Here is a 21,325-nt window from a genome sequence, read left to right on the forward strand (position 1 = left end):
ATACGAGGAGCAAAGTCACAAAAAAAGTGTGACGAGAATCACACTTTGAAAATTATTGGTTATGTTATTTGCTACTGGAGTAAAGCCTGCTAAGGGTTTCACGGCTAACTCCTAGATATTCTGCAATATATTTCTTGGGAATTTTTTGCATTAGATTGGGATAAAGCGCTGCAAATTCTTTATAGCGCTGTTGCGGATTATTAGAAAGCAGTGAAATAACTCTTTGCTGAAGTGCGATAAAACCTTTGGTCAGTTTTATTCTAAAAAAGTGTTCCATTTTATGAAGCGTATCAGAAAGTTTTTCCCTGCCGTCAAGTGTCAGGCATAATACTTCTCCCGGTTCCATACAAACTACATAAAGGTTTGCGGGCTTTTGATTGAAGTAAGCAATATAATCAGACATCCACCAGTTTTCTGTGGCAAATTGTACGATGTGTTCTTTTCCTTCTTCATCCAGATAAAAAACCCTGAAAATCCCGCTCATAATAATGTATTCGTATCTGGCATCATCACCTTGCTGAATTAAATATTGATTTTTTAATACTCTTCTTATCGTGAAAAAGGGTTTGATCGATTCAAACTCTTCATCCGTAATCGGAATAATTTCTTCAATATGTTTTCTCAGTTTTTCCATGATTTATTTTTTGCCTTTTCAAAGATATAAGATTACTTTTTGATTTTAGATTTTAAATTATTTGGAATAAGTAATTGCTGTCAAAAAGCACTTCAATTATTTTAGGTTACAAAATTCCTTAATTCGGTTAAATGTTTGTTTGGCTTGATGATGACCTTTGTCTCAACAAAAAAATAGTAAAATTATGAATATTGTACTTACGGGTTCTTTAGGGAACATTGGAAAGCCATTAGCAATTGAGCTGGTGCAAAAAGGACATTCGGTAACCGTTATTTCAAGCAAAGCCGAAAAACAAAAAGATATTGAGGCACTTGGTGCAAAAGCGGCCATTGGCACGATGCAGGACGTTGATTTTTTAACCAAAACTTTTAAAGGTGCCGATATCGTTTATCTTATGGAAGCCTGGGAAGGCATAGGAAGCATCTTTGATAAAGATGTAGATTTTGTTGCTGCATTTAATAAAATCGGCAACAACTACAAACAAGCCATTGCGCAATCCGGAGTTTTACAAGTGGTACACTTAAGCAGTATTGGCGCGCATACAAACACAGGAACCGGAAGTCTTTTTGTTCATCATACTGTCGAAAATATTCTTAAGGAACTACCTGAAAATGTCTCTATTAAATTTATGCGACCTGTTGGATTTTTCAATAATATATTCAGGTATATGCAAACCATTAAAACAAAAGGAAAAATAATACAGAGTTATGGCGGAGACAAAAAAGAACCTTGGGTATCTCCTCTTGATATTGCAGCTGCAATCACTGAAGAAATGGAAAATCCGTTTAACGGAAGAAGTGTTCGCTATGTCGCCAGCGATGAAGTTTCACCAAATGAAATTGCTAAAATTATTGGTGCCGCAATTGGTAAACCAGACTTAGAATGGTCTGTAATTTCAGATGATGAAACGCTTCAAGGTATGTTATCTGCCGATGTAAATGAGTGGATTGCAAATGGATTTGTAAAAATGCAGGCCGCACAAAGAGATGGAAGCTTGTATGCCGATTATTACATGAACAAACCAACTTTAGGAAAAGTAAAACTGGTAGATTTTGCAAAAGAATTTGCCAAGATTTATAACCAATCAAATTAACTTAAGATGAAAAAAGCATTAATAACAGGAGCTAACAAAAGTATTGGTTTTGAAACCGCACGCGTGCTTTTAAAAGAAGGATATTACGTTTACATTGGCAGCCGTAGTCTCGAAAAGGGACTTGAAGCTGTAAATAAACTTAAAGCAGAAGGATTTATTACTACGGAAGCCATTCAGTTAGATGTTACTGATTCTAAATCTGTAGAGGCAGCGAGAATTCAAATAGGCCAAAAAACAGATGTACTCGATGTACTGATTAATAATGCGGGAATAAACGGTGGGTGGCCACAATCATCACTTGACGCAAGTATTGATCAGTTTAAAGATGTATTTGAAACTAATGTATATGGTGTGGTTAGAGTTACGCAAGCCTTTATCGATTTACTGCAAAACGCGCCTCAGCCCCGCATTGTAAACGTTTCTTCGAGCGGTTGTTCTCTTACGTTGCATAGCGATCCTAACTGGAAATATTACACCCATAAAGCAGCCGTTTATCCGGCATCAAAAGCAGCGCTTAATATGTATACAATAGATCTGGCGTATGATTTAAGAGATACTCCATTTAAAGTAAATGCTGTTTGCCCCGGTTTTGTAGCTACTGATTTTAATAATCACAGAGGAACCGGAACCGTTCAGGAAGGTGGCGCCCGCATTGCTAAATATGCAATGATTGGAAATGATGGCCCAACCGGGAAATTTATCAGTGAGGAACATAATCCTGAAACAGGAGAAACGCCATGGTAAAGAACATTGCGTCAAAAAGTGTAAATTTGTAAAATGAAGAAGGAAGAAAATAATCTATATAAATTTGAATCTTTATCGAACTTTCATGAGGTGTTTGGGCTCAAAAAGCCCTTACATCCTATGATTAGCTTTATAGACATAAAGGATATGAAAATTGAAGCACATGGATTACCCAATTCTATTGTTTTAAATTTTTATAAAATTGCCTATAAAACGCTGCTTTGCGGTAAGGCAAAATATGGACAAAACTATTATGACTTTGGTGAAGGAGGTTTAGTTTTTACGGCACCGGGACAAATTTTTGAATCTCCAACTGAACAGGCAAACTCAGGTCATTTACTGCTTATTCATCCTGATTTTTTTCTGTCTTATCCACTGGCAAAAAAAATTAAGGAGTACGGTTTCTTCTCTTATGCTGCCAATGAAGCATTGCATTTATCCGAAAAGGAAAAGGAAACTATCATGACAATTTTTGGAATAATTGATGATGAATTAAATAGCAGAATTGATGATTTTAGCCAGGATGTAATTGTTGCTCAAATTGAGTTATTGTTAAACTACAGCAATCGTTTTTATAAACGTCAGTTCATAACACGCAAGTCAGCCAACAATAGTCTGCTCGAAAAACTGGAAGAAATTTTAGACGATTATTTTAATACAAAACAATCATCGTTAGAAGGAATTCCAACGGTACATTATCTCGCTGAAAAGCTAAATGTTTCGTCTAATTATTTAAGTGATATGCTTCGCTCTTTTACCGGAGAAAGCGCACAGCAGCACATTCACAACAAACTGGTTGAAAAAGCAAAGGAAAAATTATCGACTTCTAATTTGTCGGTATCTGAAATAGCATATGAATTAGGCTTTGAACATCCGCAATCTTTTAGTCGTCTTTTTAAAATAAAAACAAATTTTTCTCCGCTGGAATTCAGGCAATCTTTTAACTAAAAAAAACCTCCAAAATCAAAAAGACTTTGGAGGTTTAATATTTAAATAACAAACTGACTTAATATTTTACTTTCTTTTGTAACTCAGAACTTAATTTTCGGTTGCTTCTGTTGATACTACTACGCACCGTTTTTTTCTTGGTCTCATAATCTTTAATGCATTTTTCAAGTTCATTATATAATAACTGAAATCTCTCATACAGTCTGTCAAGTTCTGCCATGCCTTTTCGGGTCACGGCATCTTCCGATTCTTCCAATACATCCTGAGCGATCAAGGACATAGATTCAAATTTATCAAAAGCTTCTACCAGAATCCTGTGCTCTCTGGAATTTATTCCCTGCATAATAAGATATTCTATAATTAATTAAAAAATGATTTTACCAAAAACTTCATGAGTTGTGTTCTAATAATTCCTGTTCCGCTTATTTTACTATTTTTTGCAATACTTTCTCCGGATAATCCGTGATAATGCCATCAACATGTAAATTCAGCATATTGTCTATATCTTGATTCTCATTAACCGTCCAGGGGATAATTCTAATTTTTAGAGATCTTAAAGAATCTACCTCTGTCTTGTTAAGCAATTTAAAATGTGGACTGTAAATTTCAGGCACAAAATCAAGCAACGAAAGATTTTTAACTACAGTACCTTCTCCAACCAAAAAAGCGATTCTGGTTTTAGGATACATCTTATGAAGCACATTTAAAACAAAAGGATCAAATGACTGAATGTTTATCTTTTGTTCTACATTTTTATCTTTAACAATTTTCATTACCATTTCGCAAAACTGCTCAGGTTGTGGTTGTCTTTTACCATAATCCTGTTTTTCTGATTTGATTTCGATATTGTATTTAACAGGTTTTAGTTTGTTTTTGGCAATATAATTTTCAACACTGTCGATCATTTCAGATAATAATGGTTTGTAGGTTTTCATTTTTTGCTGTGCCCGAAAACCTACCTCTTGAACCGCTGTCAAATTTTTTAATACTGTCATACGTCATTTCATAAAGATTGTAGCTCTTTTCTTTTTCCTTTGTAATGGGTTTTCCTTCCAGATCCAGCATATATTGCGAAGACATAAAAGTTTCGTGCGAAACCACAACTTTTTGGTCTTTTGAAATCACTACATCTAATTCTATTACATCTGCGCCTTTTTTTACAGCGCTGAGGAAAGCCGGAATTGTGTTCTCCGGAAAATTTCCGCGATCACCGCGATGTCCCTGTACTTCTGGCGTATGTGTCTGCTGCATATTATGCTTGCTTGCACAGTTATACGAAGTTAAAAGTAGCAATAGTAGGCAGATTATCTGTATTGTCCTGATCATTGTATTCGAATTATTTTACTTTATCTATTCTGTAACTGCAAGTTGCTGTATGGGTTTTACCAAACATATCTGTGGCTTTAACTTCAATTGTATGATTTCCAAGGGCAAGGTTCGACGGAATATCTCCTCTCCAGACATGCGTACTTTTTTCAGGATCTGAAGAACGTCTTCCGGGCATAAGTACTTCTGAAAGTTCCCACTCATATACCAGCTCTACATACGAAGGATCCTGTACTTCTGCATAATCCATTTCTTTCCATTCTCCTTCGTCTACACGATACACTACTTTGTCTTTTTTACTTCCCATAAAGAAATTTACAAATACGCCTGATTTGGTACGCTTGCCTTTTGCAACTACTTTTGGTGCAAAAAGTTTCATTTGGTAATTCTCTGGTTTACCGGCTGTTTTATAATCTACCGTATATTGGTTTCCTGCAAAATGAATGAATGCATATCCTTTTGGTGTACCGTCTCTCATAACCGATATTGGAATTCCTTTTTCATCTAATTTTCCTGAATACCAGTCTCCAGAAGTTGTTCCGATATTATAATGGTGATGTGGTTTTTCCTGTAACCATCCATCTTTTTTGTCGAAAAAATCCTGACGCTGCATGTGTGTATGTGCCGAAAGTGAAAGTGTGTTTGGGAAATCCTTCAACAATTCAAAAAGCTTATTACGATCTGCATCTCTAAAAGAATCATCTTTGCTGTCCGGTTCGCTTATAGGAATATGAAAAGCCATCACAATTAGATTGTCTTTCGGTACTACTTTCAGATCATTTTCTATAAATTTCATCTGCTCTTCTGTAAAACCTCCCCAATATCCTTCATTGTCTCTTGGATCCGGATACAAAACATCATCAAGAATAATAAAATGTACTTTTCCGTAATTGAAGGCATAATTGGCCGGGCCAAAATGAGCTTCGTAGGTTTCATCTGCCAGATTATCAACTTTAGCATCGAAATTAAGATCGTGATTTCCCAAAAGATTGTACCACGGAATTCCCACTTTTTTGACTGCCTGAATGTACGGATTAAATAAACTCAGGTCATTCCCAACTAAATCTCCCATACTTAAACCAAGCGGAATGTTCTTTATGCCCTGAACTTCGGCAACAATTCCTCTTGTAAAAAAATCTACTTCTTCAAGATTATAAGGTTGTGGATCTCCAAAAATAAGTGCCGTAAAATCAGGCGTTTCTTGTTGCGGAACAAGTCCAAAATCAACCGATTCAGGAAGTTTTCCTGTTGGAGCAACTCCTTCAAATTTTGATTTAGGTGAACCTTCAGGTTTGTAATTATAAAAAAACTGCGGCACATTATCTGCATTAGCCTGAATTTTATAACCCGATGGTTTAATCACGGCAATAATGGCATCACTTTGCAATGGAAGTTCGTAATTTCCTTTTTTATCTGTCAAAACTACGTCACGGCCATTGGTAAGCGCAACATTTGAGATACCTTTTTCCTTTTTATCTTTTTTTCCGTTTTGATTTACATCTTCAAATACGTTTCCTTTTACTGTCGTTTGTGCTGTTAAAACACTGCAGAACAATAATGTGCTGAATATAAATGTCTTTTTCATTTTAAATTTTATTTGTCCCACCAGACTTTAGAGTTAATATTATCTCCCCCAATCATTTGAATCGCTTCCTGATAGTTCTCTGTATTTTTAATCTGCTGATTGTCCGGATACGTAAATCTCGAAGGCATAATTCCTCCGTTAAGCATTGCCGTTGTGGTTGGTAATACCGGTAATCCCGTTCTTCTGTATTCAAACCATTGTTGATAATCTGTAAAATACAAAGCATAATATTTCTGCAGCATAATTCTATCCAGTGTACCGTCGTACTGTGCCTGTACATTATCAAAATAATTGGCCGGAGCTGTGGCTTTTACTTGTTCTATTGCTGCTTTTACACCTTTTACATAATGACCTGCAGCATCAGTAATATAACCTCTTTGAGCCAATTCTGCTTTGATAAATTCTACTTCAGCATAAGTAAGAATATAGATTTGCATTGGGTTTGTTGCCTGAACATTCAATAGCGTAGACGCATTATATTTAAACTGTGAATCTGCACCGGCATATCCGCTCGTAATTCCTTTAAAACCAATTGGCGCATTAGTAACCAAAGCTGTAGCTCCTGTTGCAATTATTGCTCTTCTTGGATCTTCGAGCGTGTTTAGGTTATCAATAAAAAAGGAAGCCATTTTTATATTCAGATTGAAATCCTGAGGTCTTCCCCATGGGGAAACATTTGGAGAAACACCGGTAACTTTCAAGATAGCACTTTCAGCTGTAGTGGTAAAAACCGGATAAATTTCAGGATGATCGCTCATATTGGCAAGCTTTTCAAAAGCACGCATCTCTGTTCTGTTTGAAACTCTTAACAGCAATCTCATTTTTAACGAATTGGTGAATTTCTTCCATTTAAGAATGTTATTCTGAAAAAGAATATCTTCCGCATAGATCATCGGTTTACTTACATCATAAAGCGTGTTGGCTCTTTCTAAATCTGCCAGAATCGTTTCGTAAATAAACTCTTGTGTGTCATATTTTGGATATAAAATACCGTCTTCGCCACGAACGGCCTCAGTCATAGGAACTGGTCCAAAAAGATCTGTAAGGTTCGCATAAACAAGCGCGTTAAGCGTTAAGGCAACGGCTTCATAGTTAACGTCACCGGCTTTAACTGCGGCCATTCGCATTTCTCTGATATTAGACAGCCATTTATAATAATTGTTCCATGCCGAGTTCCCAATATTGTTGCTCACATCATAACGGTGCAGTCCTCCTGTGATACTTGGAAACGGAAGTGAAACCTGCATCAGATTGAAGGTAACATCAACACTCTGCAGTGCATTCTGAGAAGCAACCCCATAAATAATTGGATTTAGTAAGGTCCCCGGACTTATTTCTGAAATAAGATTTGGGTTATCGTTAAGTTCTTCAAAACCTTCTGAACAAGAAATTGTCAGTCCTGTAAGCAGAAGAATTATCGCTGTAATTTTTATTTTTTTCATTGTTTTATTATAAAGTCAAACTTAAATTAAAACCATAAGTAGCCGGAGAAGGCATTTGTCCTGTTTCTACACCAGGCAGAATGGTATCGCCATTTAGGGCTGCGGTTTCCGGGTCATATATTGGAAAATCTGAAATAACAGCCAGATCTCTTCCAAAAATTGAAAACTGAACAGACTGAAGTCCGGTATCTTTAAGCCATCTTTTTGGCATATTATACTGGAGACTTACTTCTCGCAGTTTGGCATAAGAAGCATCAAACGAATTTGATTCGATATTGGCTCTTCGGTAATAACGAACATAATAATCTGCTGTTGCTACCTTTTTTGTATTTGGAGAATAAGATCCGTCAGCATTCTGAATCACACCGTCTCCTATAATATAACCTTCTGCCCTGCCCATTTCATTAGAATTTAATTTTCCCTGTTCAGAAAGTTTGTGGTGTGTCATAGAATAAATCATACCTCCATACTGACCGTCGATTGTTACATTCATGGTAAAGTTTCCAACAGAGAAACTGTTAGTCAGACCCGCTTTCCAGTCCGGACTTGCGTCTCCTATATATTGTATCTGATCCGGGTAAGCTGGTAATCCTGCATTGTCGTAAACAATCTTTCCGTCTGGCGATCTTACAAATCCAAAACCGTAAATGGCACTTGTAGTTCCTCCCACTTTAGCAATGATAGAAGCCGTTCCACCTGTTCCGATGATCTGCTGTCCGTCGATTCCTTCAGGAAGTTCCATAACTTTATTCCAGTTGCGTGACCAGTTTACATTGGTGCTCCATTTGAAATTGGCATTGTCTATAAATTTTCCGCCAAGTGATAATTCAACACCACGATTTTTTACTTTTCCACCGTTTAATACCGCTCCGCTATATCCTGTTGAAAAGTCCATTGGTATATCAATGATTTGATTTTTGGTAACACTCTCATAAAATGTTGCATCTGCCGTTAAGCGGTTATGCAGCATTCTGATTTCAAAACCGGTTTCAAAACTTGTTGTGATTTCGGGTTTAAAATGATCATTGTATAAAACCGTTAGTGTTTGTGCCGAACTCGGAAAAGCACTTTGTCCGTAATATTTTTGCGTTTTATAAGGTTCTGTATCATTTCCAACCTGTGCAAAAGAAAGTCTGTATTTTAAATAATCTATTGTTTTAGGTAACGAAACCATTTCAGAAACAATTAAACTCGCATTAACCGACGGATAAAAGAATGAATTATTGGCTACTGGAAGTGTGCTCGTCCAGTCATTTCTTCCGGTAATATCAACAAAAAGCATTTCGCCAACTGACATGGAAACTACTCCGTACAAGCTGTTCATTTTTTTGTAGGCATCTCCTAAAGTCAAAATCGGAGCGCTTGAACCGTTTGAAAGTTTGTATACTCCCGGCACTACAAGACCCGTTACTTCTGCTTCTGTTCTTCTGTATTTGTAGCTCATAGAGTTTCCTCCAGCTGAAGCTGAAAGAGAGAACTTATCGCTGAAATCTTTTTTATAAGAAAGTAAAAAGTCTGAATTGATTTCCTGCTTAAATACATCCTGTCTTTCGTAGAAACCTTTTGCATATCGGTTAATACTGTAAGGTCTTTTTTGCTCTCTGGTCTGGTTGTACGTATTCATAGAAGAGCGCAACATTAAATCCAGATTTGGAGACAGTGCGATATTGGCAGAAAGATTCCCGACAATCTGGTCGCTGTCTAGTGTATTGGTCGCCTCGTAAGCAATTAAATAAGGATTGTCGATAAAAGAACTAAACGGGTGCAGCTGCTGGATTTGTTCTTTTCCTTTTTCCCAAATTGGACGATACCAATCCAAATCGATATTGGGTTGCTGGAAAATCATAAAATACGCTATAGAACCGTTATTGTATCCTGTAGAAGGTAAGTTTTCACTGTTTCTTGTGTTGTAATTAACTGAAGTAGCCAGTTTAATTTTATCCGATACCTGATAGTTGGCATTTACCGCTGCGGTAACCCTGTCAAATCCGGTATTTGGCATAATCCATTCATTCTTTTGATTTCCAAGAGACAAACGCATCGATCCTTTTTCATCGCCTCCCTGAATAGAAAGGTTGTTATTTAATGTAATCCCTGTTCTCCAGAAATCTTTTCGGTTGTCGCCGTAAGATTGCCATGGAACTCTTTGCGCAGATTGCCCTTGTAAAGCAGGATCATACTGGAAAAAATTCTGTCCTGTAAAAGCTGGTCCCCATGCACTGCTGGTTCCGCTTGTAGAAGTTCCGTCTGCAGAATTTCCATACGAATAATATTGATTTCCCTGAGCATCCGGTGAATTTCCTGTTCCTTGTCCGTATTTATATTGATAATCAGGCCATCTCTGGATTTTATCAAAAGCAGCGCCCGTACTAAAAGAAATACCAAGCCCTTTATTTTTCTTTCCTGATTTTGTAGTAATAATAAGCGCTCCGTTTGCAGCACGGCTTCCGTAAAGTGCAGTTGCTCCCGCACCTTTTAATACTGTAACAGTATCAATATCATCAAGATTAAGGTCAGAAATTCCGTTTCCGTAATCAATAGGAGAATCTTCTCCCATGTAAGCACTTGTCGAACCTGAAGTTGTCATCTCTGCGTTTACCGGCACTCCATCAACAACAATAAGTGCATAATTTCCTTTTGGACTCAATGATCTGTTACCTCTAAGGGTAATTTGCTGTGAATTTAAAGGCCCGGAACCTGTAGAAATAATACTAAGTCCGGCAACTTTTCCTTTAAGCCCTGACGACCAGTTGTTAGATCTGGCCTGCGATAAGCTTTCAGACTTTATCGTTTGTTGCGAGAAACCAAGTTTTTTCTCTTCTCTTTTAATTCCCAAAGCAGTTACAACAACCTCGTTAAGCTCGCTTGTGCCTAATTTCATCGTAACTGTAATGACCGAAGTACTTGCTGAAACTTCCTGAGAAACATAACCCAAATAAGAAATAACAAGAACCGCTGAAGAACCTGATACAGCAAAATTGAAATTTCCTTCCATATCAGTCATCGTACTGGTTTTTGTTCCTTTTTCAAGTATGGTAACGCCCGGCATAGGCATTCCACTTTCATCCAGTACTTTTCCGCGTACTGACATCTGTGCACGCAGATTTTTGGTAACCGTAATCGTATTGTTCAGTTTCCTGAAAGATAATCCTGTTTTGGCTGCAATTTTTGAAAGTACGGCATCAAGGCTTTCTTTTTCGGCATAAATCGAAATACGCTGCGAAGTCCCTGATATTTTTTCATCAAAGACAAATGTAAATGTTGTTTTTTGTTCAACTGCCTTAAAAAAATCTGTGATGGTAACATCTCTAAGATTAAGGCTGATTTGTGTATCCTTCTCTGAATGTCCTGTTGCAAATCCTGCAGCAGACATAAATAATATAATCATTAAGTAAAGATTTTTCATCTTGATATACTTATTGAAAAAAAATTGTAGTTTCGTATTCATTACTATTGGGCTGTAAATTTAATTTATAGTCTGTTTTAAATGCCCGTTTCCGTTGCACCGGAAGCGGGTTTATCTTTATTATTGGGCTCTTATGATGTCTTTCTTCTTATAACGATATGTTTTTTGGTTATATAATCTATTTTTAACTGTTTCAAAAAAGCGATACTTTCCAGTACATTTTCCAGCTTTTCATCTTTAAATTTTCCTGAAATGGTTAATTCCTGAAGTGCCTTATCTTCAAATTCAATATCAACGTTATACCAGTTTTCAATAATTTTGGCCGTTTCAGAAAGTGTTGTATTTTTAAGCATGATAATGTTGCTCGTCCAGGCAATTCTTTCCCTGCTGTCTTCTGCAGAAATTCTGAAATCAGCGTTATTAACAAAATCGGCTTGCTGGTTTTTGATGATGTGTACTTTTTTTCCGGTTGGAGAACTAACCTCTACTTTTCCGGTTACAACACTTACTTTGGTAAGCATGTGCTTATAAGAATTTATATCAAATGAAGTTCCCAATACTTTGACTTTTACATCATGGGTTTGTACAGTAAAAGGCCTGCTTTTATCGTGGAATACTTTAAAATAAGCTTCACCACTAAGAGTAATGTTTCGGGCAGTTTCAAAATCTTCAAAATAAGTAATACTGCTGTTGGAGTTTAATACCACCACACTGCCGTCTTCCAGCAGCACTTCTTTTTTCTCTCCTTTGGCTGCAGTCTGTATTATTTCATTTGGTGCGAATACAAATTGTGCAGCGGTAAAGGCAACAGTAAAAGCTACAACTAAAATGGCTGCAATTTTTAAAGCTTTACGCAGTATATATTTTTTTGGCTTTCTATGAATTCCTAAAAATATTTTATCCAAAATAACATCACCTTTTTGATCAGATATCTGATTCAGGTGAAATGTTGATTGATTCTGCATCTTATCGAAAAACGCCTCAACGGCTGTTTTTTCTTCAGGTGTGCAGGTACCTTGTGCATATTTTTTTGCCAGAAGCAAAAAGGTTTCTTTTTTCAAAATGAGTGCTTTTAACTACAAGTAACCATTTTTGATCATAACAAGTAGTCGAAATACCAGTCTTAACGTTTTCTTAAAATAGCGGTATTTTAGTTAACATAAAAAAGTGCGGCCCAGTAAAAAAGAAGGAAATTGTTAGAATGGTGATTCAAACGAAGTTGTTTTAGCGCGTTGCTGATATGCTTTTCTACAGTATGAATGGAGAGGCTAAGTCTGTCTGCAATTTCAGCATTGGTAAATTGATCGATACGGCTTAACAAAAAAACTTCCCGACATTTGGGAGTGAGTCGGTTAATATCATCCATTATACCTTTTTCAAATTCAATATATTCGATATCATTGACTGTGTTGTGAGGCGCAGGAATGCTTTCAAGGACATCCAAATGCTGCTGATCAAATTTTAAGTTTCTAATTTGATTTGCAATTCTATATTTAACAGCCCTGAAAAGATAGGCTTCAAGATTAAGTATCACTGTATTACCTGAGTTTTTCCAAAGGCTGATGAAAATTTCCTGAACAATATCCTCACAGATGGCTTCTTCTTTATAAATCTTAAAAGCATAGCTGTATAGCTTTTTCCAATAACGATTAAAAATAACGGCAAACGCATCGCTATTTCCCTGAAATATCAATTTCTGGAGTTCATCGTCAGACATTGGCAAAAGATAGTTTTCCATGATAAATTTTAATCGCAAATGAAAACTAACAGGGAAAAAATACCTAAAAAGTTAATTTAACTTTATGTTAAGTTAATGGTGCAGGTAATAAATAAATTTTTAAAGAAGTACAAGAAGCGAATTACATCTATCAATTGAACATTTTAGAAATAAAAAAAACCTCCAAAATCAAATGACTTTGGAGGTTTTAAATTTTGTTTTATGCTATTACATTTCGTTCAGGTCGTTGAACTCATGTAATGATTTCAATGTACCTTCGTAAAATAAAATTGCAGCAATTAGATTTCCCTTATCTGAATAAGGCATCATTTTACGCTGAAATTCTACCGTAGTATCTAAGAACGTTGATGTACCTATCGCTTGATTGTCTAACACTTTTTTGTGCTCAGAGTCGTCCGGAATACCCAAATCTGCCATCGTAACACCTGGTTTTGTAACCAATGCAATGTATGGGAGAGTTTTCACTAGAACTTTAATACGCTCGATGTATAATTCCAAAAGCTCACCTTTTTGCATACCACTTAATTCTTTTTGATCATGGTATTTACGGATTAGAGCTGTTGTACTGATAATACTTCTCGGAGCATTTTTTGCCTGTGCTGAAATAGCGCCAGTCGTCAAGAAGAAAAGGATACTTAGTAAAATAATTTTGCTCTTCATATTCTTAATGTATTGGTTGTTAATGGAACAAAAATATACAAATTAACTTAAATTGCAACTTTATTGATTTCTTTTTTTTGAAAAATTTTAACAATTATCAATATATCATTCTATAGCGCCATCATAAGTCAGGGTATCAGTGGGAAGCTCTGAAATTTTATAATTATTTTTTATTCCTTCTTGTGAGTTTATTATTCTAAAACGGCCCGGGTATTTTATCCAAATACTTTTTTTGTTGCCATAATAGTCCATAAATTCTTCACAAACAAAAACTGCATGTGCTGTTGACCATGCAACAACTCCACAAAATTCATTTCCGGATTGTCGTTTTAATTTTTGTACTTGCTTTCCTTTTTCGAATCCTAAATATTTATAAATTGTTGGAGTATAAACTTCACCATCTTCTAAATCTTCTAATGCTTTCTCAAAAGTTGCATCCTTGTCAATAATCTGTTTGTATTTTGCCATCACGGCGTAGGCCAGTATTGCGTAGTCTGTAATTTCTTCGCTCTCGCAATTGTCTTTAATAAATACAAAACCTGCAGAAAATTTAGCTTTCTCTATTTCATCATTTTTCAGATGGAATGAGGCATTATTTTTTAAGGTTATTTTGTATAAACTGTCGTTTATTTTTTCAGTCACAAAAAGGTTGTCTAATCCATAAATATTTAAAGAAGCTTTAATTAAAGCAATCGATGAACAATTTGTACGTTCTCCTTGTTTAAAGCTTTCGAATATTTTATCTGAACTCAATTGTGAGTAAGAATTTGAATAAACAAACATGAAAAATAAAAATATTGAAGTAATAGATTTCATTGTCTTTAGATTTTATAGTTGTTACCCAAATCATTTTTGGGAGATATAGATTTTACAAATCTATAAAAATCAACTCATAGTTGTTTTTTTACTTTTAACTTTTATCAAAAAAAATACGGGATGCTTTACTTACGCTGCTTTGCTTTACTAATTTTAATACGTTAAAATATTCCTTTTTTAGAATTATCCTTTGCATTATGTGAGATTTTATGCCTAAATTGGTTATATGGAAAAAAATCCGGATGTATTGATTATTGGCGGCGGACTTGCCGGATTGGCTGCAGCGATTCATCTGTCCCGGAATAATTTGAAAATAACGCTGCTTGAAAAATCCGGCTATCCCAGACATAAAGTCTGCGGTGAATATATTTCGAATGAGATTCTTCCCTATCTGCAATGGCTTGATGCTGATGTTTCGGCACTTCATCCAACAAACATTTCCAAATTTGAATTTACAACCCATAATGGAAAAGCTGCAAAAGCAAAACTTCCATTAGGAGGATTTGGCATCAGCAGATATGCGCTTGATGATTTTTTATGCCAAAAGGCAGTAGCAAACAACTGTACTATTATTAAAGAAACAGTTACTGATGTTTCTTTTGATGATGATTTATTTACCGTTACAACTTCAAATCAAATTTTAAAGGCTAAAATAGTATTGGGTGCTTTTGGCAAACGCTCGAATGTAGATCAGGTTTTAGATCGGAATTTTATCAGTAAAAAATCGCCCTGGTTAGCGGTAAAAGCGCATTATTCCGGTACTTTAGATAATGACGTTGTTGCGCTGCACAATTTTAAAGGTGGTTATTGCGGCGTTTCTAAGGTTGAAAACAATATGATAAACATTTGCTATCTGGCCGATTACGCCACTTTTAAGCAATATAAAAATATTGAGGATTATCAACAAAATGTACTTTACAAAAACAAACATCTTAAAAACGTTTTTGAAAATAGTACGCTTCTTTTTGATAAACCATTAACGATAAGCCAGATTTCTTTTGATAAAAAACAAGCTGTCGAAAATCATATACTAATGATTGGCGATACGGCAGGTCTTATTCATCCGCTTTGTGGTAACGGAATGGCGATGGCAATTCACAGCGCAAAAATAGCATCAGAATTAATCCTGGATTATTATTCAGATGAAAAAATATCACGCGAATTATTAGAAAAAAATTATACGAAAGAATGGAAAAAACATTTTGGAAAAAGAGTTTTTATGGGCAGGATTCTGGCGCAAATCTTAACTCATAAAACCATTACCAATATACTTGTTGCAATAGTGGCATCGTTTCCCGGATTACTTCCCGCAATAATTAAACAAACGCATGGCAAACCTATAGCAATCAATTAAATGGCAATAAATACAAAATATAGAACGCAGGAAACTGAAATAATGGATGATTTTTCTCTTCAGGGAGAAGAATTAAGAGCTGCACTTGACCAAATTGCTTCTATTAATCAATTACTTGGCGGAAACAGAGTGACATTAAACGGAATAAAAAAATTATTAAAAAAATCTGATAGAAGAAAAACAATTACAATTGTAGATATAGGCTGTGGTAACGGTGATATCTTACGGATGCTGGCAAAATTTGGTCAAAAAAACAACCTGAATTTTAAATTCATTGGTGTCGATGCTAATGATTTTACAATAAATTACGCGAGAACATTATCAAAGGAATATTCAAATATTGAGTATAGATGCGTGGATATTTTTAGTGAAGATTTTAAAACCATACAATATGATATTGTTTTATGCACCCTAACCCTGCACCATTTTACCAATGAGCAAATATTAAATATAATTAGTACCTTTAATAACAACGCACAGATTGGTGTTGTTATTAACGATTTGCATCGCAGTAAATTAGCGTATCTCCTTTTTCAATTGATTTGCGTTACGTTTAATTTGAGCAGAATGTCGCGTGAAGATGGATTAGTCTCTATTCTAAGAGGATTCAGGAAAAACGAATTAGAAGGATTCTCCCAAAAATTAAATTTAAAAAACTACTCCATAAACTGGAAATGGGCTTTTCGCTACCAGTGGATAATTGCTAAAACATGAGTGTAAAAATTATAACTGTTGCCAAGCAACTACCACAATATTCGCGTGCTACTGCAGACATACTTCCGTTTTTGGATGAATGGCTGGCAGGACAAGAAGAGCGTTTTATAAAAAAAGTCAAAAAAATATTCGAAGGTGCTGCCGTAGACAAACGTTATTCTATAATGGATCCGGTTGAAGTTTTTACTGCAACATCTTTTGAAGATAAAAACGAAATTTATAGTCGGGAAGTAATTATTCTGGGCGAGCAAGTGCTGCAAAAAGCGCTCGAAAAAGCCAACTGGGATCCGCAAACGCTGGATTATATTATTACGGTAAGTTGTACCGGAATCATGATTCCGTCATTAGATGCCTACCTCATCAATAAAATGAAATTGAGGCAGGACATTGTGCGCCTTCCGGTAACCGAAATGGGCTGCGCTGCCGGCATATCTGGTATTATATACGCGAAAAACTTCCTGAAAGCAAATCCCGGAAAACGTGCTGCTGTCATAGCAGTCGAATCTCCAACGGCAACTTTTCAGCTTGATGATTTTTCGATGCCGAATATCGTAAGTGCCGCAATTTTTGGCGACGGAGCCGCTTGTTGTCTATTATCATCGTATGAAGACGATTATGGCCCTGAAATAGTAGATGAAGAAATGTATCATTTTTATGATGCTGAACATATGATGGGTTTTAAACTAACCAATTCCGGTTTGCAAATGGTTTTGGATATTGAAGTTCCGGATACCATTTCATCACATTTTGGAGATATCATACATCCATTTCTTCAAAAAAACAATTTAGAAATAGCAGCTATCGATCACATGATATTTCATCCCGGCGGAAAAAAAATTATTACTACGGTTGAATCACTTTTCTCCGGATTAGGAAAAAATATTGATGCTACAAAAGAAGTTCTTAAACAATACGGCAATATGTCGAGCGCAACGGTATTGTATGTTTTAGAACAAATTATGGATGATAATCCAAAACCGGGAGAAAAAGGATTGATGCTTAGTTTTGGTCCCGGATTTTCGGCACAACGGGTTTTGCTGCAATGGTAATTTGGCATATGAAATTGAACGCGGATTTTACGGATTCGCTAAGCGAAGACGCGGATAAAAACGAATTTTTAAATAATTAAAGTATTCAAATTTTGCGCATATTTAAAGTGAGAAAAATAAAAAATCCGTTTTAATCCGCGTCTTTACGAAGTAAATCCGTTTTATCCGCGTTCAATTACACATCAAACCTATTAAATAAAAACAAATGACTGCAAAAAATATTTTAGCACAGTTGCCTTACAGCAAACCTTTTCTGTTTGTAGATGAACTATTACATGTAGATGAAAATAGTGTAACGGGAACTTATACTTTTAAGGAAGATCTTGATTTTTACAAAGGTCATTTTAAGGGTAATCCTGTAACTCCGGGTGTAATCCTGACGGAAACGATGGCACAGATTGGCATGGTTTGCCTTGGTATTTTTTTATTGGGTGATGCTTTTAATAAAGATACCGTAATTGCTTTTACCTCAGCAGATATGCAGTTTTTAAAGCCGGTATATCCTAACGAAAAAGTTACGGTAACATCTCAAAAATCTTTTTTTAGGTTTGGAAAATTGAAGTGTGATGTAATTATGAAAAACGAAGCCGGACAGGAAGTTTGTAAAGGGATTTTAGCCGGCATGATTACGAATAAATTATGAGTAAGCGAGTTGTAATAACAGGATTAGGCGTAGCGGCTCCAAACGGAGTTGGCATTGCCGAATTTACTCACGCCATCAAAAACGGAATATCCGGAATTCGGCACGATGTACAACTGCAGGAATTGCAGTTTTCTTGTCAGATAGCGGGTAAACCTGAAATATCAGAAGAACTTAAAGCAGAATATTTTACAGAACTAGAATTACGAGGTTTTAACAGCACGGGTATTTTATACGGCGTTATCGCTGGTATAGAAGCCTGGAAAAATGCCGGATTACCAATAGAAATTAATAACGAACCTGATTGGGATAGCGGGACAATTTTTGGTTCCGGAACTTCAGGAATCGATAAATTTCGCGAAAGCATTTATAAAATTGATGAATTGCAAGTTCGAAGATTAGGCAGTACTGTTGTAGCGCAAACTATGAATAGCGGTATTAGCGCTTATCTTGGCGGTAAATTAGGACTCGGAAATCAGGTAACTACAAATTCGTCAGCCTGCGCAACAGGAACCGAAGCTATTTTAATGGCGTACGATCGCATACAATCCGGACAGGCAAAACGCATATTGGCTGGAAGCACCGGAGACAGCGGCCCTTACATTTGGGGCGGATTTGATGCGCTTCGCGTTTGCAGTTCAAAATATAATGAGAATCCCGAAGAAGGTTCACGTCCTATGAGTGCCACGGCTGCAGGATTTGTACCCGGAAGCGGCGCCGGAGCATTGGTTATCGAAGATTTAGAAAGTGCCTTAGAACGCGGTGCAACCATCTATGCAGAAATATTAGGCGGCAACGTAAACTCTGGGGGACAACGCGGAAACGGAAGCATGACGGCTCCTAACAGCACGGCGGTACAACGATGCATTACAAATGCGATTCAAAATTCAGGCATTTCTGCTAATGATATTGATGCCATAAACGGACATCTTACAGCAACCACAAAAGATAGTCTCGAAATTGAAAACTGGACAAAAGCATTAGATCGAAAAGGAAATAATTTTCCCTACATCAATTCCTTAAAAAGTATGACCGGACATTGCTTAAGTGCTGCCGGAAGTATTGAAAGTATTGCTGCCGTATTGCAACTTCACGAAGGTTTTATATTTGGAAATATAAATTGTGATGATCTTCATCCTGAAATTACCGCACTTATTGATCCGTCAAAAGTGCCTTTAAAAACAATCGACATTAATCCTACCATAATTGCCAAGGCAAGTTTTGGTTTTGGTGATGTAAATGCCTGCATAATCTTTAAAAAATTTGAAAAATAAAAACCATGAATAAAGAAGAACTTATCGAAAAACTAAAAGTAATTATTAAGCCTTACACAACAAATACAGAAGCTTATAATAACCTTACGGAGAATACTGATTTCATTAACGATCTTAGTATAAACTCAGCAAATCTTGTTGACATTATCCTTGATATCGAAGAAACTTTTGATGTCGTGATTGACAATACAGACATGGAACGCATGCTCGATGTTAAAACTGCCGTTGAGATTATCGAAACCAAACTGGCCCAAAAATGATTGGCAATGATGTCATCGATATTCTGCAATCCCGAAAGGAAAGCAATTGGCAGCGCAAAGGTTTTACAGAAAAGCTTTTTACGATTGATGAACAATTGCTTATTTCAAACGCACCAGATCCTGAAATAATGGTCTGGATACTTTGGAGTATGAAAGAAGCGGCGTATAAAATCTATAATCGCCAAACAAAAATAAGAGCCTATATTCCTCAAAAACTGGTTTGTTCTCTCGCATCACAAGATCGTGGTTTTGTTACAGGCAAAGTGGTTTGTGCTGAAAACAGCTATCATACTCAAACAATCCTCGTTGAAGATCGCATTCATACTATTGCTGTAAGCATTTTAGAAGATCTTAAACAGGTTATAGAAATTGAAAACAAATCTATCTTAAAAGACGAAAATGGTATTCCGTATTTAGATAATTCAATAACAAACAGAATTCAGGATGTTTCTAAAAGTCATCATGGCCGGTTTGAAAAAGTGGTAACCATTAGCGCATTGTAACTTTACCACTTTTCTAATACCATCTTATTTTATAAGTACACTTTTATATTTAGAAATATCTCTTAAAACAATGCCAGTTCCTCTCACTACGGCTCTTAAAGGATCTTCTGCAATATAAACCGGTAAATCTGTTTTCTGCGAAATTCTTTTATCAAGACCTCTAAGCATAGCGCCTCCTCCTGCCAGATACAATCCGCTATTATAAATATCAGCAGCCAGTTCCGGTGGTGTCATCGAGAGCGTTACCATAATAGCATCTTCAATTCTTTGTATAGATTTATCCATAGCTCTTGCAATCTCCCTGAAAGTTACTACAACTTCTTTTGGTTTACCCGTTAGCAAATCTCTTCCACGAACTGTTAAATCTTCAGGAGGATACTCTAGTTCTTCCATGGCAGCACCAACATCAATTTTTATTCTTTCTGCTGTCGCTTCTCCAATATACAAATTGTGCTGAGTTCTTATAAAATACGATACATCATTAGTAAAAACATCTCCGGCAATTTTTATAGACATGTCACAAATTATTCCCCCCAGGGCAATAACTGCAATTTCTGTAGTACCTCCTCCAATATCAACGATGATATTTCCTTTAGGTTCCATCACATTTAATCCCATCCCGATAGCAGCAGCCATAGGTTCGTGAATTAAATATACTTCTTTCCCGTTTACCCGTTCGCAGGATTCCTTTACAGCCCTCATTTCGACCTCGGTGATACCACTAGGAATGCATACTACCATTCGGAGTGAAGGAGTGAAAATGTTTTTTTTCTTTAGTTCAGGTATGTTTTTTATAAACCAGTTAATCATTTTTTCAGAAGCATCAAAATCTGCAATAACCCCATCTTTAAGCGGACGGATGGTCTTGATGTTCTCGTGTGTTTTACCCTGCATTAAATTAGCCTCTTGACCTACAGCGATAATTTTTCCACTTTTAATATCTCTTGCTACGATCGAAGGACTATCTACTACAATTTTTCCGTCATAAATTATTAACGTATTAGCTGTCCCTAAATCCATAGCTATTTCCACTATCATAAAATCAAATAAGCCCATAATATAGTTTTATTTTACAACGTGTATCGTTGCGGTTTTATTCTACACCAGGATGAAAATTAGGATAAAATTGGGTAAATTTC

General features: G+C 36.0%; 22 protein-coding genes. 10 read left to right on the forward strand and 12 right to left on the reverse strand.

The window, feature by feature from the left end; all coding sequences use genetic code 11:
- Window positions 1-64: 64 nt before the first annotated feature.
- A complete protein-coding gene (locus tag EV143_RS13055) occupies window positions 65-634 on the reverse strand; it encodes a Crp/Fnr family transcriptional regulator (RefSeq protein WP_133508382.1) in 570 nt (189 codons plus the stop codon).
- Window positions 635-818: 184 nt separating this feature from the next.
- Between EV143_RS13055 and EV143_RS13060 the strand changes: the two genes are divergently transcribed.
- From EV143_RS13060 to EV143_RS13070, 3 genes are read left to right on the forward strand one after another with little or no spacing between them, the layout of a single operon-like run.
- On the forward strand, window positions 819-1,727 hold the full coding sequence (locus EV143_RS13060) for an SDR family oxidoreductase (RefSeq protein ID WP_133508383.1): 909 nt from the start codon (window positions 819-821) through the stop codon (window positions 1,725-1,727).
- A 6-nt stretch (window positions 1,728-1,733) separates the two neighbouring features.
- Window positions 1,734-2,471, forward strand: a complete 738-nt coding sequence (locus EV143_RS13065; RefSeq protein WP_133508384.1) for an SDR family oxidoreductase — start codon at window positions 1,734-1,736, stop codon at window positions 2,469-2,471.
- A gap of 33 nt (window positions 2,472-2,504) precedes the next feature.
- Window positions 2,505-3,419, forward strand: a complete 915-nt coding sequence (locus EV143_RS13070; RefSeq protein ID WP_133508385.1) for a helix-turn-helix domain-containing protein — start codon at window positions 2,505-2,507, stop codon at window positions 3,417-3,419.
- Window positions 3,420-3,477: 58 nt separating this feature from the next.
- Here the strand turns inward: EV143_RS13070 and EV143_RS13075 are convergent, their stop codons facing one another.
- The 10 genes from EV143_RS13075 to EV143_RS13115 form a co-directional block, all read right to left on the reverse strand.
- On the reverse strand, window positions 3,478-3,762 hold the full coding sequence (locus tag EV143_RS13075) for a hypothetical protein (protein WP_133508386.1): 285 nt from the start codon (window positions 3,760-3,762) through the stop codon (window positions 3,478-3,480).
- A gap of 79 nt (window positions 3,763-3,841) precedes the next feature.
- On the reverse strand, window positions 3,842-4,354 hold the full coding sequence (locus EV143_RS21810) for a glycerophosphodiester phosphodiesterase family protein (protein WP_243739858.1): 513 nt from the start codon (window positions 4,352-4,354) through the stop codon (window positions 3,842-3,844).
- A complete protein-coding gene (locus EV143_RS21815) occupies window positions 4,326-4,745 on the reverse strand; it encodes a glycerophosphodiester phosphodiesterase family protein (protein WP_243739859.1) in 420 nt (139 codons plus the stop codon). Before EV143_RS21815 ends, EV143_RS21810 begins: the two co-directional genes overlap by 29 nt.
- A gap of 10 nt (window positions 4,746-4,755) precedes the next feature.
- Window positions 4,756-6,330 carry a calcineurin-like phosphoesterase C-terminal domain-containing protein gene (locus EV143_RS13085; RefSeq protein ID WP_133508387.1) on the reverse strand — a complete coding sequence of 525 codons (1,575 nt, stop codon included), beginning with the start codon at window positions 6,328-6,330 and terminating at the stop codon, window positions 4,756-4,758.
- 8 nt (window positions 6,331-6,338) lie between these two features.
- Window positions 6,339-7,772 (reverse strand): SusD/RagB family nutrient-binding outer membrane lipoprotein, encoded by a 1,434-nt coding sequence (locus tag EV143_RS13090; protein WP_133508388.1) that lies wholly within the window; start codon window positions 7,770-7,772, stop codon window positions 6,339-6,341.
- A gap of 7 nt (window positions 7,773-7,779) precedes the next feature.
- Window positions 7,780-11,160 carry a SusC/RagA family TonB-linked outer membrane protein gene (locus EV143_RS13095; RefSeq protein ID WP_243739860.1) on the reverse strand — a complete coding sequence of 1,127 codons (3,381 nt, stop codon included), beginning with the start codon at window positions 11,158-11,160 and terminating at the stop codon, window positions 7,780-7,782.
- A 149-nt stretch (window positions 11,161-11,309) separates the two neighbouring features.
- Complete coding sequence (locus EV143_RS13100) at window positions 11,310-12,239, reverse strand: FecR family protein (protein WP_133508390.1); 930 nt, start codon at window positions 12,237-12,239, stop codon at window positions 11,310-11,312.
- Between the two features lie 89 nt (window positions 12,240-12,328).
- Window positions 12,329-12,916, reverse strand: a complete 588-nt coding sequence (locus EV143_RS13105; RefSeq protein ID WP_133508391.1) for an RNA polymerase sigma-70 factor — start codon at window positions 12,914-12,916, stop codon at window positions 12,329-12,331.
- Between the two features lie 207 nt (window positions 12,917-13,123).
- Window positions 13,124-13,576: a hypothetical protein gene (locus tag EV143_RS13110; RefSeq protein ID WP_133508392.1), complete on the reverse strand. Its 453-nt coding sequence runs from the start codon at window positions 13,574-13,576 to the stop codon at window positions 13,124-13,126.
- Between the two features lie 105 nt (window positions 13,577-13,681).
- Window positions 13,682-14,392: a hypothetical protein gene (locus EV143_RS13115; RefSeq protein WP_243739861.1), complete on the reverse strand. Its 711-nt coding sequence runs from the start codon at window positions 14,390-14,392 to the stop codon at window positions 13,682-13,684.
- A 226-nt stretch (window positions 14,393-14,618) separates the two neighbouring features.
- Between EV143_RS13115 and EV143_RS13120 the strand changes: the two genes are divergently transcribed.
- The 7 genes from EV143_RS13120 to EV143_RS13150 all read left to right on the forward strand — a co-directional run bounded on the left by EV143_RS13120 (window position 14,619) and on the right by EV143_RS13150 (window position 20,186).
- Window positions 14,619-15,746, forward strand: coding sequence for an NAD(P)/FAD-dependent oxidoreductase (locus tag EV143_RS13120; protein WP_133508393.1), 1,128 nt, complete (start codon window positions 14,619-14,621; stop codon window positions 15,744-15,746).
- Entirely contained in the window at window positions 15,747-16,460 is a 714-nt protein-coding gene (locus EV143_RS13125; protein ID WP_133508394.1) for a methyltransferase domain-containing protein, read from the forward strand.
- Window positions 16,457-17,509, forward strand: coding sequence for a type III polyketide synthase (locus EV143_RS13130; protein ID WP_133508395.1), 1,053 nt, complete (start codon window positions 16,457-16,459; stop codon window positions 17,507-17,509). The genes EV143_RS13125 and EV143_RS13130 overlap by 4 nt, the downstream gene beginning before the upstream one ends.
- 205 nt (window positions 17,510-17,714) lie before the next feature.
- A complete protein-coding gene (locus tag EV143_RS13135) occupies window positions 17,715-18,152 on the forward strand; it encodes a 3-hydroxyacyl-ACP dehydratase FabZ family protein (protein WP_133508396.1) in 438 nt (145 codons plus the stop codon).
- Window positions 18,149-19,423: a beta-ketoacyl-[acyl-carrier-protein] synthase family protein gene (locus tag EV143_RS13140; protein WP_133508397.1), complete on the forward strand. Its 1,275-nt coding sequence runs from the start codon at window positions 18,149-18,151 to the stop codon at window positions 19,421-19,423. Before EV143_RS13135 ends, EV143_RS13140 begins: the two co-directional genes overlap by 4 nt.
- A gap of 5 nt (window positions 19,424-19,428) precedes the next feature.
- Window positions 19,429-19,683, forward strand: a complete 255-nt coding sequence (locus EV143_RS13145) for an acyl carrier protein (RefSeq protein WP_133508398.1) — start codon at window positions 19,429-19,431, stop codon at window positions 19,681-19,683.
- Window positions 19,680-20,186, forward strand: coding sequence for a 4'-phosphopantetheinyl transferase family protein (locus tag EV143_RS13150; RefSeq protein ID WP_133508399.1), 507 nt, complete (start codon window positions 19,680-19,682; stop codon window positions 20,184-20,186). The genes EV143_RS13145 and EV143_RS13150 overlap by 4 nt, the downstream gene beginning before the upstream one ends.
- A gap of 24 nt (window positions 20,187-20,210) precedes the next feature.
- Here the strand turns inward: EV143_RS13150 and EV143_RS13155 are convergent, their stop codons facing one another.
- Complete coding sequence (locus tag EV143_RS13155) at window positions 20,211-21,242, reverse strand: rod shape-determining protein (protein WP_133508400.1); 1,032 nt, start codon at window positions 21,240-21,242, stop codon at window positions 20,211-20,213.
- Window positions 21,243-21,325: the final 83 nt, after the last annotated feature.

Origin of the sequence: Flavobacterium chryseum (assembly GCF_004362015.1) — a bacterium.
In the GTDB taxonomy this organism is placed as follows: Bacteria; Bacteroidota; Bacteroidia; order Flavobacteriales; family Flavobacteriaceae; genus Flavobacterium.